Source organism: Klebsiella sp. HC6 (genome assembly GCF_022605325.1).
Taxonomy (GTDB): domain Bacteria; phylum Pseudomonadota; class Gammaproteobacteria; order Enterobacterales; family Enterobacteriaceae; genus Klebsiella; species Klebsiella terrigena.
This window is the reverse complement of record NZ_CP093278.1, coordinates 86450-100650: the sequence shown is the minus strand read 5'-3', so window position 1 is coordinate 100650 and position 14201 is coordinate 86450. Positions and strand designations below refer to the sequence as shown.

Below are 14201 nucleotides of genomic sequence, written 5' to 3'. Positions count from 1 at the left end.
CCATCGCTTTTAATGATGGGTGTTGTAACTACTCTTCTTCATCGCTGTGGGTGGAGCTGCGGTCAGTTGTCTGGTACACGCTCGTAAGCGGCCCTGCGGGCCGCTAACGCGGAGATACGCCCCGACTGCGGCTGTCGCCTTGCCGGGACCACTCCGACCGCGTACAGAGGCGTCTGAGATGTTTTGAGCGGGTATAGCTTTGCAGCTACCGTGTTAAGTTCCCTGGTGTTGCTGAAATAACTGAAGAACATCCCCCTAAGCGTCAGCAGCAAGCTGCCGCCGCTAAGGCCCCGGAAATCACGCCCTTTACGTCGTAAACGCCGTAAAGCCCGCTCACCGGGGTTAAAAGGGATTACTTTAACTTCTTCATTGCTGTAAGCGGGTTAAGGCTAATCAGGGCAGGGGGGAGGGTGGCAGAATTTATAGCCAGGTAACCGGCTACGCCGGGCTTTCGGCGCCATTTGACTCCACAGATACATGCAGCTTCATCTGGCGCCTCCATGCCGCTAACGCGGCATCCGATGCTGTAGTCTTTAATGTCTGCTTTGTGCCCAGGCTGTGTATAAACTCGGTTTTTACAGTATCTGAGGACTAACACTAGCTAGGGATGCAAGATATTCCTGATATGGACCGTATTCGCAGTGATTTGTATGTAGAGGCAAAACGAGGCTTTGTGCTGAAAATTGAGTGCTAATGACTTGTTATTAGGGGTTAAAGCGGCCAGTGCCGCTAGTTGCATCGTTCTCGCAGCATAGTGGCCAGTCCTTCGGTACCCCAGATGGACATCATCCTTTTCAGGTTATAAGCCAGTACATGCAGACTGATTTCTGTGCTGACGTTTTTAAACCTTTGAGTCAGGAAGTGAGTCGCTCCCATCCACATTTTAATTGTCCCGAATGGATGCTCTACCGTTTGCTTTCGCACGACAGCTGTTTGTGGCGATGCATTAAGCCTGGCTTGCATGTCTTCCATTTCTGCTTCATGAACCCAACGCCTTATCCGTCTTGGATCGCGTTTTGATGTGGTGCATCTTGACCGCTGACTGCAATCGCGACAGGCAATATTGTTAAAGTACATTTGCTGTTCTAAACCATCCTCAACCATCGTAAATCGGTTCTGAAGCTCGTTACCCATCGGGCAAATATAAATATCTTTTTCCTGGTCATATTTGAACAATGAACGATTGAAAAGACCTTTACGGTCAGCGCCAGAGGTATCGCCTTTTGGTACTAAGGCTACGGCACCTAAGTCCTGCGTTGCTTTAATATCTCCCCGGCTGTAATAACCTTTATCAGCCAGTACGGTAATATCCGCTTTGCCAACAGCGTTCTGCGCTAATTTTGTCACCGATGTTAGCTGCCCACGGTCTGGTGTATTCGTTACTTCATGCGCAACAATCAGGTGATATTTAGCATCAACAGCAGTCTGAACGTTATAACTAACCTGGCGGTTAACATTGTTTATCTTCATTAGCCGGGAATCAGGATCTGACAGTGACAGCTGCTTATCAGGGTGCTGAACAACAGCATGCTGGATTTTCTTGAGTTCTTTCAGTCGTTTTTGGAGCCATGCCAGTTTTTCAGCGGTTGAACCTGCACCTTTATCGGGCTCCGCAGCCTTGTCAGCTTCATCGAGTTTATTCAGGTAAAGAGCGATACTTTGCTCAACCCTTTCGATGTGGCCTTTTGTTTTCTGGGGCGTGAAGTTGTTCGATTTGCTGTTTACCGCCTTGAACTTACTACCGTCAATGGCAACCACTACATCGGTGAACATCTGCATCTGCCGACACAGATCAATGAAAGCCCGACAAGCATTTTTGATGCCTTTACCATTGTTTTTTCTGAAGTCTGCAATGGTTTTAAAATCAGGCGTTAATCGTTCAAGTAACCACATTAATTCAACGTTGCGATGGGCTTCTTTTTCTAACCTGCGGGATGACTGAATTCGGTTGAGATATCCATAAATGTACAGTTTCAGCATGGTTGCGGGGTGATATCCAGGCCGCCCAGTTTGTTTTGCATTAACGCGCTCGAAGCCAAGTGCATCAAGTTGTAATTCATCAACAAAGACATCAATAACCCTGACAGCGTTGTCTTCTGTGACAAAATCATCAAGCACTTCAGGGAGCAACGTCACCTGATATCTGCCTTGGCCTTTAATATGATGAGTCATACCTGCGCCTGCAATATTTAATCGTATGATTATAATTTTATTAAATAAAGTAGGCTGCTGCATGGGTTTATCAAGAATGGTTGATCATATTAAGCCACTGCTTAGACCAAAACGTGATCAGCAGTTTTCACACAGCCTGTGCCAGAAGCGGACGTTGCTAACAGTGTAATGTGTTAATCGAGAGCAGCAGATCAACGGTGATTACCTCTACAACTAATGCAAAATCTCAGAACGTGAAGAAGGCATACGGACCCATGGCAGGTACCTGATGGAAATTAATTACATATAACACGTTGTTTTGAAATAAATTCAATGTAGGTTATTCACTGAATAAACCGGTAGCCAACCCCGTTTTCGGTTAACAGATGCTTTGGTTGAGCGGGAATATCCTCCAGCTTCTGCCGCAGATGTCCCATGTAAATGCGTAAATACTGGCTGTTGTCAGCGGAAGGCCCCCATACCTGTTTCAGTATCTGAGATTGCGTCAGCACCTTGCCGGGATTGCTGACCAGCAAAGCCAGCAGCCGGAATTCGGTTTTGGTCAGGTGAACGTGTTCCCCGGCGCGCGTCACCGTATGGGCATGCAGGTTAATGACGATATCGGAAAATGAAATTACGGCTTCTTTTTCACTTTCATTTCGCCGCAGAGCCACTCGCACCCTGGCCTGAAGTTCGCCAATGCCAAACGGCTTGCAGAGGAAGTCATCGGCTCCGGCGTCCAGCGCTTCTATTTTGTCCTCTTCGCCTGAACGCGCCGATAAAACGATAATCGGCTTGTTACTCCACTGGCGAAACTCGCGGATAAAATCCACGCCATCGCCGTCCGGCAGGCCCAGGTCAAGAATCACGAGGTCGGGTTGCCTTGAGGCGGCTGTGCTCAGCCCACGGGCTAAAGATTCGGCCTCGTAAACCTTAAATTCATCGCATTGAAGGGACGTGCTCAGCAGGCGGCAGATCTGCTTCTCATCATCAATTATCAGAATATTTTTCACGGATTTTCTTCCACGGTTTCGGTCAGTACAGGGGCAGCAGGCAGCGGCAGGGTGAAGGTGAAGCAGGCGCCCCCTTCGGGCCGGTTGTGAGCATGAATTTCCCCCCGGTGCATTTCAACAATGGTGCGGCAAATTGCCAGGCCCATGCCGACGCCAGGAATAGCTGACTCAGTGGTGCCACGAGTGAACTTGTCAAAGAGCTGCTTTTCCTTGCCCGGCGGCAGACCAGGGCCGTTATCCCAGACCTCCACTTTTATCTGTCCGGATAACGCCTGCGCGCGAATACCTATCTCGCCTTTTTCACCGGAGGCATATTTGATGGCATTCTCCAGCAGGTTCACGAAAACGCGCTCCAGCAAGGGGCCATCAGCCTGCAGCAATATGAGTTCCTGAGGCAGCTGGAGCTGAACCTCATTGGAGGGTAAAAGCGCCTCCAGGGATTTCATGGCGCTGCCCACAATCTCTTCGAGCGAGATCCAGTCGGTACGCAAACGAAAACCGGAATCTTCAATGCGGGCCATATCAAGGATGTTGTTGACAAGGCGAATGGTGCTGAGCGTTTGCATGCGGATCTCACTGGCCTGGTGAGCATACTTCGAGCCGTCCGCGGACAAATCCAGCGTCAGGATCTCCGCCTGACCAAACAGCACCGTCAGCGGTGTACGTAAGTCATGGGATAAGGCGGCCAGCAGCGAGTTACGCAGCTCTTCCCGCTCAATGGCCAGCCGCGACATTTGCTCTTTGCGGGTTAGCTCCAGCCTTTCCAGCGAGCCAGAAATCAGCATGCAGAAGGTATCGAGCAGCCGCTGTTGTTCGGGGATTATCAGGTTACGGGCGTTTTGTGGCTCAATAATGAGCAGGCCCCGCGTGCGGGAGGCCGACGCTAACGGCAGAATTTTGTAGGGCACGCCCGGCAGCGTGTCGGTGCCGACGCCGGCGGCCTGCTCTTTTTCAAAGCTCCATTTCGCGATGGCACTGTCCGGGGCCACGCTTAGCGTTTTTTCCGCCGGTGGGACAAGCTCGCCTTTGCTGTCTGGCAGCCAGACTTCGCAGCGAGCAAAGAGCGCTGCGCCGACGACGCGCTGGCAAATTTGCGTGATATCGGAAGGCTCCAGCGCTTTGCTGAGGCCCCCGGCAAGCTCATACAGATAGCGTGCCCGCTGCTCACGATGGCGGGCGACTTTCGCCTGGTAGCGCACGCCCGCGGTCAGGTTACCGGTGATAACGCCCACCGCCAGCATCACCGCGAAGGTGACAATGTACTGGGCATCTGAAACGGCAAACAGCCAGATGGGTGCCACAAAAAACAGATCAAAGGCGATAATGTTCAGCACCGCCGCCACCACGGAGGGCAGTCGCCCGAACCCAATGGCAATCAGGACCACGCCGAGTAAATAGATCATCACCTGGTTGGTCGGGGAGAAGCCTGGAAACAGCAGTTTCGTGGTTAACGTAATTCCCGCACAGAGTGCCGCCGCCGCGAGGCAGCCGTAGAGTCGCTGACGCCATTTTTCCGTGGTGCCGCGCAGCTCTGCACTTCTGTTGACGCTGGGTTCCGGGGCGTCATCGAGCGCAATGACCACCAGATCCAGATCAGGGCCAAGTGCGCTTAAGCGATTGGCAAACCGACTGGAGAGGCGTTCAGAGAAGAACCAGCGCCGCTGCAGGGAGCGGCCCACCACAATTTTCCCCAGGTTATGTTCGCGGGCGTAGCGAAGCGCCGCTTTGGCTTCATCCGGGTCGGAAAGGGTGGCCGTGACCGCCCCCATATTTTGCGCCAGTTGAAGCGTGCGCAGGATACTGCGGCGTTGCGTCTCTCGCTGTCGGTAAAGGGTAGGGGTTTCTACCGCAATGGCATGCCATTCGCATCCCAGTTTTGCCGCAAGCCTCGCGGCAATGCGCACCAGTTTCTCACTGCCGGAACCCTCACTGATGTAGAGCAAAATAGCATCCCGCGTGTGCCACACTTTTTCATCGCGTCCGCTGGCATCGCGCCACGCTCTGATTTGATCATCCACGCGATCGGCGGTACGACGCAGGGCCAGTTCACGCAGCGCGTAAAGATTACCTTTGCGGAAAAAGTTTTCGATGGCGCGTTCAGCCCGGTCGCCGATGTAGACTTTGCCTTCTTTAAGACGCTGACGCAGATCGTCAGGGGGAAGGTCGACCAGTACCACTTCCGAGGCCGTGTCAAAGAACGGGTCGGGTACGGTTTCACGCACCCGGATCCCCGTGACGCCGCTGACCACGTCGTTCAGGCTTTCAAGATGCTGAACATTGACCGTCGTCAGGACATCAATGCCCGCATCCAGCAGTTCGTCAATGTCCTGCCAGCGTTTAGGATGGCGTGACCCACGGGCATTGGAGTGGGCCAGCTCATCCATCAATATCACCGCCGGACGCCGTGCCAGGGCCGCATCAAGATCAAACTCCTGATGGTGACTCTTTCCGGTTGCGCGGCGAGGGAGCACATTGAGCCCCTCCAGCAGCGCCGCTGTTTCCTGGCGTCCATGGGTTTCCACCACTCCAATAAGGACATCCAACCCCTGCGCCCGTAAACGCCGGGCCTCCTGTAGCATGGCCCAGGTTTTTCCGACGCCCGCGCAGGCCCCAAAGTAAATTTTTAGCTTACCCCGGACTTCGTTATCGGTTTGCGCCAGCAGAGCATCGGGATCGGGACGCAGAGGTTCTTCGGTCATGGCCTGTCCTTATTTTTTCTGCAGGCTATCCAGAGCCATGTTGAGCTGCAGGACGTTGACGACGGGCTCACCGATAAAGTAAAGCAGCGGTTTATCTGTATTTTCGTCGATTAGGCGTTTCACTTCAGCTTCCGGAAGGTTACGGGCTTTGGCTACGCGCGGCGCTTGCCACATCGCGGCGGCAGGCGAGATCTGTGGATCGAGGCCGCTGCCTGATGCGGTGACCAGGTCCACTGGAACCGTGGCGCTGGCATCAGGGTTGGCTTTGCGCAGGTCGGCTACGCGCTGCTTGACGGCCTCATCCAGAGCCGGGTTACTGCCGGCCTGGTTACTGCCTGAAGAGGCCAGGCCGTTGTAAGGCTTATCGCCTGTTGCGGACGGTCTGCCCTGGAAGTAGTCCGGGCGCGTGAAGTTCTGGCCAATCAGGGCTGAACCGCGCACTTCGCCGTTGTGCACAATCAGGCTGCCCTTTGAAGCACTTGGGAACCACCACTGCGCAAGCCCGGTGGTTAAGAGCGGATACCCGACCCCAACCAGCAGTGTTAACACAACAAACAGGGAGATTGCAGGACGCAAAATAGTCATGATTTTTTCCTTAACCCAGTCCCATCACGGTCAGAATGATGTCAATCAGCTTGATACCAATGAACGGCACCACGAGCCCACCCACGCCATAGATCCACAGATTTCGGCGCAGCAGCGCCGCTGCCGACATCGGGCGATAGCTGATGCCTTTCAGGGCCAGAGGGATCAGCAGCACGATGATCAACGCGTTAAAAATAACGGCGGACAGAATGGCTGACGTTGGCGAGTGCAGCCCCATCACGTTCAGCATATTGAGCTGCGGATAGGTGACCGCGAACGCCGCCGGGATAATGGCGAAGTATTTCGCCACGTCGTTGGCGATACTGAAGGTGGTGAGCGATCCGCGCGTCATCAGCATCTGCTTACCAATGTGGACCACTTCCAGCAGCTTGGTGGGGTTCGAATCGAGGTCCACCATGTTGCCCGCTTCTTTTGCCGCCTGAGTACCGGAGTTCATGGCAACCGCCACGTCCGCCTGAGCCAGTGCCGGGGCGTCGTTGGTGCCGTCACCGGTCATCGCCACCATGCGGCCTTCGGCCTGATACTGACGAATCAGCGCGAGCTTCGCTTCCGGTGTGGCCTCAGAGAGGAAATCATCCACACCGGCTTCCGCAGCAATGGCGGCCGCCGTCAGTGGGTTATCCCCGGTGACCATGACCGTTTTGATGCCCATTTTGCGCAGTTCGGCAAAGCGCTCTTTGATACCGCCTTTGACGATATCCTTCAGCGCCACCACACCCATGACGGCATTACCTTCGGCAACCACCAGCGGTGTGCCCCCGGTTTTTGCCACAGAGGTGACGAGGTCTTCGACGTCAGCCGGGAATTTACCGCCGTTGCTTTCAACGTGACGGCGAATGGCATCTGCCGCCCCTTTGCGCAGCATTTTCTGCCCGATATTCACGCCGCTCATGCGGGTCTGGGCGGAGAACGGAATGAACGTCGCTTCCAGGGTCTGAAGATCGCGCTCTCTCAGGTTAAAGCGCTGTTTAGCCAGCACCACGATGCTGCGCCCTTCCGGGGTTTCATCGGCAAGAGAAGCCAGCTGTGCTGCATTGGCAAGATCTTCTTCTTTGATTCCACTGGCTGGTAAGAACTGGGTTGCCTGACGGTTACCGAGCGTAATGGTCCCGGTTTTGTCCAGCATCAGCACGTCCACGTCACCGGCGGCTTCAACTGCACGTCCGCTGGTGGCAATCACGTTGGCACCGAGCATACGGCTCATCCCGGCAATCCCGATGGCAGACAACAGCGCCCCGATGGTGGTGGGGATCAGGCACACAAGCAGCGCCATGAGCACCGTCACCGAAACTGGGGTGCCGCCCCAGGCCGAGAAGGGATACAGCGTCGCGGTTGCCAGCAGGAAGACGATGGTCAACGAAATGAGCAGAATGGTCAGCGCGATTTCGTTTGGCGTTTTACGGCGTTTGGCACCTTCAACCATCGCAATCATGCGATCGAGGAAGGTTTCGCCTGGGTTGACGCTACACTTAATGACCAGCCAGTCAGACAGAATACGCGTCCCGCCCGTGACGGACGCGAAGTCGCCACCGGCCTCACGAATCACCGGCGCAGATTCACCGGTGATGGCGCTCTCATCAACCGACGCGCCCCCAGCCAGTACTTCGCCGTCGCAGGGGATAATGTCGCCCGCTTCAACCAGCACAAAGTCGCCTTTGCGAATGCTGTCCGCAGGCACTTTTTGCTGCGGGGCATCCTTCGACGCGCTGGTCAGTTTTCGCGCCCAACTGGTGCGTTTGATCCCTTTCAGGCTTTCGGCTTGAGCTTTGCTGCGTCCTTCGGCAAGGGCTTCTGCAAAGTTGGCAAACAGAACGGTAAACCACAACCATACGCTCACAATGGCCGTAAAGAGTGAAGCCCCGCCTGAAGACACCACGCCCAGCGCAATCAGCGTGGTCAGAATACTGCCCAGATAGACGACGAACATGACCGGGTTGCGGAACTGCACCCTCGGATCCAGTTTTTTAAACGAATCAATCAGCGCTCTGCGCATGATGCCTGATTGTTGCTGTGACGGAAGTTTATGTGACATACCCAATTTCTCCGGCAATTAATGCCCAAGCATCTGTAAATGTTCAATTACTGGACCCAGTGCCAGCGCCGGAATAAAGGTCAGAGCGCCGACCAGCAGGACTACGCCGATAATCAGAGACACAAACAGCGGACCTTGTGTTGGCAGCGTGCCCGGGCTTGCGGGCTGAATTTTTCTTTCGGCAAGTGACCCGGCAATCATCATCAGCGGGATGAACGGCAGGAAACGCCCGAAGAGCATTGCGCTACCCAGTAACAGGTTCCAGAACGGGGTATTGGCTGACACACCACCAAAAGCACTGCCGTTGTTGTTGGCCGCGGAGGAAACCGCGTAGAGCACTTCACTGAATCCATGCGGGCCAGGGTTAAATATCCCGGCACGACCGGCTTCGGTCATCATCATCAACGCCGTGCCCAGCAGCACCAGAGACGGGGTGATAAGAATATAAATGGCGGCCATTTTCATTTCCTGCACGCCAATTTTCTTGCCGAGATATTCCGGTGTACGACCGATCATCAGACCCGCAATAAACACCGCCAGCAGCACGTTCATCAGCATGCCGTACAGGCCTGCCCCGACGCCGCCGAACACCACTTCCCCAAGCTGCATCAACCACATTGGGATCATGCCACCGAGCGCAGTAAAGGAGTCATGCATGGCGTTAACCGCACCACAGGACGCTGCGGTGGTGATAACCGCAAACAGGCTGGAGTTGAGGATCCCAAAACGGCTCTCTTTCCCTTCCATATTGATGGCAGAGTCCGCACCAAGAGCGGTGAAGTGCGGGTTACCGCTCAGTTCCGCCCACATCACAACGGCTGCCGCTACCAGGAAGATTATCGACATCGCCCACAGCAGGGTGTGTCCCTGACGGCGATCGCGAACCACGTTCCCAAAGGTAAAGCACAGCGCTGCCGGGATGATGAAGATGGACAACATCTGAATGAAGTTGGTTAAGGATGTCGGGTTTTCAAACGGGTGTGCGGAGTTGACGTTGAACAACCCGCCGCCGTTGGTGCCCAGCATTTTAATCGCTTCCTGCGAGGCAACAGGCCCCATTGGCAGCATCTGCTGCACGCCTTCCAGAGTCGTCAGCGTGACATAAGGACTGAAGTTTTGAATCACACCCTGGCTGACCAGGAACAGCGCCATAATCAACGACAGCGGCAGCAGCACGAATAAGGTGATGCGGGTCAGATCGCGCCAGGCGTTACCGAGCTTGTCCGTGGTGTGACGGGCAAAGCCGCGCATCAGGGCAAAGACGATGGCCATCCCGGTGGCTGCGGATAAGAAGTTCTGTACCGCCAGTCCGACCATTTCACTGAAGTAGCTGATCGACGATTCACCGGCGTAGGCCTGCCAGTTGGTATTGGTTACAAAGCTGATAGCTGTGTTGAGCGCCAGATGCCAGGAGAGGCCGGGTAAATTTTGCGGATTAAGCGGCAGCGCCCCCTGGAAAAAGAGCACTAAAAAGAGAAAAACAATCCCGGTTCCGTTCACAAAAAGAATGGCAAACAGATACTGACGCCAGTTCATTTCATCGCTGGAAGCGCCGCAAACGCGGTAAATGAGGTTTTCAAACCCCCGGGTGCCCGGTAAGGCGCGATCCTGCACCAGGCCAGTCATGTAATCACCTAACGGTTTTGCCAGAACCAGCAAAACGGCCATGTAGCAAGCCAACAGTAAAAACGCTTCGGCAGCCATCAGAATTCCTCCGCCCGAAGGAGGGCATAAATTAGATAACCCAGTAACAGAAATACCAGCGCAATGCCGATAACGATGCCTAGACTCACGGTAATCTCCCCGTATTCGTTGAGTTCGCGCTAAGTGTAAGAAAAGGCATGTAAAAAAACTGTAAATGTTAACAATTGCGATATAAAGAAAGTATAAAAACGATATATTTGATTGTTTTATAATTGTTTTTTCGAGACTGAAGGGAGGCGTGAATGTTACAAATGCGAAACGGACCAGAGAGCGGCCCGTTTGAGGGAGGTGATTCGGATGGGCTAATTTTTGGCTAGCAGGCAGGCGTGGCAAACGCCGTCATCCTGATGCCCGACCGGACTGTCGGGGTAATGACTAATGGCGGCATTGTTAATGTTTTTTCCGCACTGCATTTTCATTCTTTCCTCGGTGCAGAGTTTTTCCAGCACGCTCAGCAAGACATCGGGGTGTGAGGAGAGGTATTGGGCGGCGACCTGCCCGATGGCCTTCTGCTGCTGCATCGACAAGGTTTCATCACTGAAACGGGGGGCAGGTGAGACCGCGAAGACGTTGAATGACATGAGCAACACCGCCCATGCTGACAGCTTGCCGACCAATCTGATGTTCATCATCCCTCCGGGTATCTATTTCGGCACTGATGTAGTGTGATGCATTTATTATTATTTCAGTCACCGAAAAGTAAATAAACAAGATGTAAAACAAGCATGACTTAATATATATAATTCATATATTGAATTGAACTGCTTTTAGACTGCTGTCTGTATTTTTATTGAGAATTGCAGAGTAACGTAAATTGATAGGATTTTTATACTGCGGCCTTTTTCTTTATTGTTTGTATATATCATTAAAAGAAGTGTTATTTTATACTCCAGCTGTCGCCGTCAGGCATACATGAAAAAACACTATGAACTCAATGATGAAACATCCTCTGCTCCAGAATCTGCGTGCATTTCTTGCCTCTACTCAGTTTGAAGCGGTTTCCGCTAACGCTGCGGGTAAAGCGTTATTACAAGACTCAACCGATTCACATCAGGCATTTTGTCAGGAAATTAAAACCTATCTTCTGCGCTACCCCCGAACAAAACATGTCGATGTTTATCTGAATGATATTAATGGCACGTTCAGAGGGAAGAGAATTAACGTTGGCGATTTACCGTCGATAGCAAAAGGATGTTATTTCCCGCAGTCGGTCTATTCCATGGACTGGAAGGGGAAAATCATTGGCAATGACGCAAGCCAGGTTGTGCTGGATGAACCCGACAGGCTTTGTTTGCCGGTGAAAGGGACATTGCGCCCCTCGGCGTATGAACCGGAAGAAAACGCCCAACTTTTGCTGACCATGCGTGGCAGTGACGGCGGGCCCTGTGGGCTGGAACCGCGTGTGATCCTTGAAAATGTGCTGCGCCGTTTTCACCACCATGGATTGTATCCGGTCATCGCGCCGGAGATTGAGTTCTATTTGACGCAAGAGCATCCCCGGAATATTCAGGGACAGGGCTGTTATCAAATGGCGGTGCCATCCAGCTATGCGCCTTTCATCGAAAAACTCGAAGAGATGGCGGCAGCACAAAACCTCTCTCTGACAGGCATTGTCAGCGAAGCCGAACCGGGCCAGTTTGAGCTTAACCTCCGGCACTCTCATCAGGTGGTGGACGTGTGTGAAAACGTCCTTGCCATGCGTCGGTTAACCAGCGTGGTAGCGAGTGAGTTCGGCTATAAAGCGAATTTTATGGCCAAACCCTTCTCGCATCTGGCGGGCAACGGCCTGCATTTTCATATCAGCCTGAATGATATTCACGGCGACAACGTGTTCGCTTCACCGGCAAACGAGCTCAGTGAAATGACCCGGTTGTGTCTGGCGGGTCTGCTGCACCTGATGCCAGCGTCCGTGGCGATTCTGGCACCGACCGTGAATGCCTACCGCAGAATGCGCAAAAACCTGAATGAGCCGCTGTTCAGTTCCTGGGGGTACAACAAGCGCTCGGCGGCATTGCGCATTCCGTGTTCAACCGAAGATAACCGCCGTATCGAATATCGACTCGCGGGCGCAGATGCCAATCCCTATTTAGTGATGGCGGCAGTCCTGACCGGCATGCTGTATGGCCTCGAAAAAGTTGACAGTGACGCCGTGGAGCGCATTTTCAACACCCCCCCCGCGTTGCCCTTATTCCAGCAGCAGGCCATCACGGCCTATCAGGATTGTCACTACCTGATGGAGAGCCTGGGACGGGATTTTTCGCAGCAGTGGGTGCTCAGCAAGCTGGAGGCACTGACCCAGTTCGAAACCATCGTTACGGCGGAAGAGTCGGCGATGTCTTTTTGATATAGCCCGTTTTCATGACAATTTTGCACTCTCCGGAGAAGACTATGTCTCGTTTAATGCTCGTTACAAACCATTGTTATGCGGAAAAAAATACGCCCCTTGACCCGCTTGATGAGGCGATTAATAACAACATTGAGATACATGGCGGCGTGCGCTTTGGCTGGAATGGAAAATTAAATCAGGGAAAACGTCCGCGACATCATCAGGCGGTCACAACCGGTGAAGCGGAATATCACGCATGGGATATGTCGCCAAATGAATATGAAAACTACTACCACGGCTACGTCCATCAGACGTTATGGCCCGTCTTTCATAACCGCCCCGACCTTGCCGTTTATCGCCGGGAGTACTTCACGACCTACAAGGCCTACAACGCGGAAGTGGCCGACGAAGTGGCCAAAGAATTGTGCCCGGACGATCTTATCTGGGTGCACGATTATCACCATCTGGCCGTGGGCCGGATGTTAAAAGAAACCGGTTTTATCAATCAGTGTGGGTTCTTTTTGCATCAGCCGTTCCCGCCGGGAGATGTGTTCCGTTCCTTGCCGGAACACGAATGGCTGCTGCAATCCATGTTGCATTACGACCTGATTGGCTTCCAGTCGGCGTCTGATGCCAATAACTTTATTTCCTACATCACCCGCTTCTATCGTACCGAACGTCTGGGCGGGAGCGTCATGAAGGTGAATGGCCACATCCTGAGCGTCGGTGTTTTCCCCTGTGGGATAGCCACCGCCCCTCTGCTGAACTGGAAAAAGAATACCCACAAAACCGATGCCGTGATTCAGGAATACCATCGTCGAATCATCATCAGCAACGACGTCATCAACGATATCAGCGGTATTTATTATCGCCTGGATGCGATGCGTTCTTTCCTGAATACCTACCCGCAGTTTGTTCGCGATGTGAGTTTGTTGCAGATCTCCGACCCTGCTCATGAGTATCCGCGCTCGTCGCCAGATCTGCGTGAAAAACTCGAGGGATTTTGCGGGCAAATTAACGGGCAGTATGGCGATTTTACCTGGTATCCCGTGAACTATATTCACAATGGATTGTGCTCTCGTGATGTGATGTTCGCGCTTTATGCCAGAGCGGAAGTGGCGATGTTCACATCGCTGTGTGAAGGCATGAACCTCGGGGCAAAAGAGTTCATTCTTGCCCAGAATCCGGAAGATCCTGGCGTGCTTATTCTTTCGATTTTCTCCGGGGCGTCAGAGCAGCTCAGCGATGCTATCGTGATCAATCCCTATGACGCCGCAGAAACGGCTGAGGCGTTGCACTCCGCGCTGATGATGCCGCTTCATGAGCGTAAACGTCGCCACCATAATCTGCTGCAAAAAGTCACCCGCCAGGACAATCACTGGTGGCGGCATGCGTTTCAGGCGGCGCTTGAGGAAAATGAATTGCCTTCAGGCATGTCTCAGGGATGGCGGAGCGCGGCCAGTTACACGGTCTTCGCCCCGAAGCAATTGTATTGAACATCATTCCCGCCAAGTCTGGCGGGAATTCCAGAGCGGCCAAAAAAAGCAACACAGACTGACATTGCTTTTTTCTGTCGGTATTTAGGTCTTTTATGGGGCTATCGACCCAGAAAAATGTGGTGGTGGGGTTGAAATCTCCTACTGTTTAGGCTCCCACGTCTTTACCCACAA

General features: G+C 53.3%; 10 protein-coding genes. 2 read left to right on the top strand and 8 right to left on the bottom strand.

The window, feature by feature from the left end; all coding sequences use genetic code 11:
* Positions 1–729 precede the first annotated feature (729 nt).
* From MMW58_RS30090 to MMW58_RS30060, 8 genes are all read right to left on the bottom strand, one after another.
* Positions 730–2172 carry an IS1182 family transposase gene (locus MMW58_RS30090; protein ID WP_241723825.1) on the bottom strand — a complete coding sequence of 481 codons (1443 nt, stop codon included), beginning with the start codon at positions 2170–2172 and terminating at the stop codon, positions 730–732.
* A gap of 323 nt (positions 2173–2495) precedes the next feature.
* Positions 2496–3164 carry a two-component system response regulator KdpE gene (gene kdpE, locus MMW58_RS30085; protein WP_116967872.1) on the bottom strand — a complete coding sequence of 223 codons (669 nt, stop codon included), beginning with the start codon at positions 3162–3164 and terminating at the stop codon, positions 2496–2498.
* Positions 3161–5863, bottom strand: coding sequence for a two-component system sensor histidine kinase KdpD (gene kdpD / locus MMW58_RS30080; protein ID WP_116967871.1), 2703 nt, complete (start codon positions 5861–5863; stop codon positions 3161–3163). The genes kdpE and kdpD overlap by 4 nt, the downstream gene beginning before the upstream one ends.
* A 9-nt stretch (positions 5864–5872) precedes the next feature.
* Positions 5873–6448: a potassium-transporting ATPase subunit KdpC gene (gene kdpC, locus MMW58_RS30075; RefSeq protein ID WP_116967870.1), complete on the bottom strand. Its 576-nt coding sequence runs from the start codon at positions 6446–6448 to the stop codon at positions 5873–5875.
* Positions 6449–6458: 10 nt separating this feature from the next.
* Positions 6459–8501 (bottom strand): potassium-transporting ATPase subunit KdpB, encoded by a 2043-nt coding sequence (gene kdpB, locus MMW58_RS30070; protein WP_116967869.1) that lies wholly within the window; start codon positions 8499–8501, stop codon positions 6459–6461.
* A gap of 18 nt (positions 8502–8519) precedes the next feature.
* Complete coding sequence (kdpA, locus tag MMW58_RS30065; protein WP_132135960.1) at positions 8520–10205, bottom strand: potassium-transporting ATPase subunit KdpA; 1686 nt, start codon at positions 10203–10205, stop codon at positions 8520–8522.
* Positions 10205–10294, bottom strand: a complete 90-nt coding sequence (gene kdpF / locus MMW58_RS30410) for a K(+)-transporting ATPase subunit F (RefSeq protein WP_116967867.1) — start codon at positions 10292–10294, stop codon at positions 10205–10207. The genes kdpA and kdpF overlap by 1 nt, the downstream gene beginning before the upstream one ends.
* 213 nt (positions 10295–10507) lie before the next feature.
* Positions 10508–10837 carry a hypothetical protein gene (locus MMW58_RS30060; protein ID WP_130951664.1) on the bottom strand — a complete coding sequence of 110 codons (330 nt, stop codon included), beginning with the start codon at positions 10835–10837 and terminating at the stop codon, positions 10508–10510.
* 293 nt (positions 10838–11130) lie between these two features.
* Here MMW58_RS30060 and MMW58_RS30055 point away from each other — a divergent pair, with 293 nt between their 5' ends.
* Both MMW58_RS30055 and MMW58_RS30050 read left to right on the top strand, forming a co-directional pair.
* Positions 11131–12549, top strand: a complete 1419-nt coding sequence (locus MMW58_RS30055) for a glutamine synthetase family protein (protein WP_116967865.1) — start codon at positions 11131–11133, stop codon at positions 12547–12549.
* A 44-nt stretch (positions 12550–12593) separates the two neighbouring features.
* Positions 12594–14027 (top strand): alpha,alpha-trehalose-phosphate synthase (UDP-forming), encoded by a 1434-nt coding sequence (locus tag MMW58_RS30050; protein WP_116967864.1) that lies wholly within the window; start codon positions 12594–12596, stop codon positions 14025–14027.
* The last annotated feature ends 174 nt before the right edge of the window (positions 14028–14201 follow it).

Coding starts and splice junctions, on each gene's coding strand:
- MMW58_RS30090 (WP_241723825.1), bottom strand. CDS start 2,172: ATGACTCATCATATTAAAGGCCAAGGCAGATATCAGGTGACGTTGCTC.
- kdpD (WP_116967871.1), bottom strand. CDS start 5,863: ATGACCGAAGAACCTCTGCGTCCCGATCCCGATGCTCTGCTGGCGCAA.
- kdpC (WP_116967870.1), bottom strand. CDS start 6,448: ATGACTATTTTGCGTCCTGCAATCTCCCTGTTTGTTGTGTTAACACTG.
- kdpB (WP_116967869.1), bottom strand. CDS start 8,501: ATGTCACATAAACTTCCGTCACAGCAACAATCAGGCATCATGCGCAGA.
- kdpA (WP_132135960.1), bottom strand. CDS start 10,205: ATGGCTGCCGAAGCGTTTTTACTGTTGGCTTGCTACATGGCCGTTTTG.
- MMW58_RS30060 (WP_130951664.1), bottom strand. CDS start 10,837: ATGATGAACATCAGATTGGTCGGCAAGCTGTCAGCATGGGCGGTGTTG.
- MMW58_RS30055 (WP_116967865.1), top strand. CDS start 11,131: ATGAACTCAATGATGAAACATCCTCTGCTCCAGAATCTGCGTGCATTT.
- MMW58_RS30050 (WP_116967864.1), top strand. CDS start 12,594: ATGTCTCGTTTAATGCTCGTTACAAACCATTGTTATGCGGAAAAAAAT.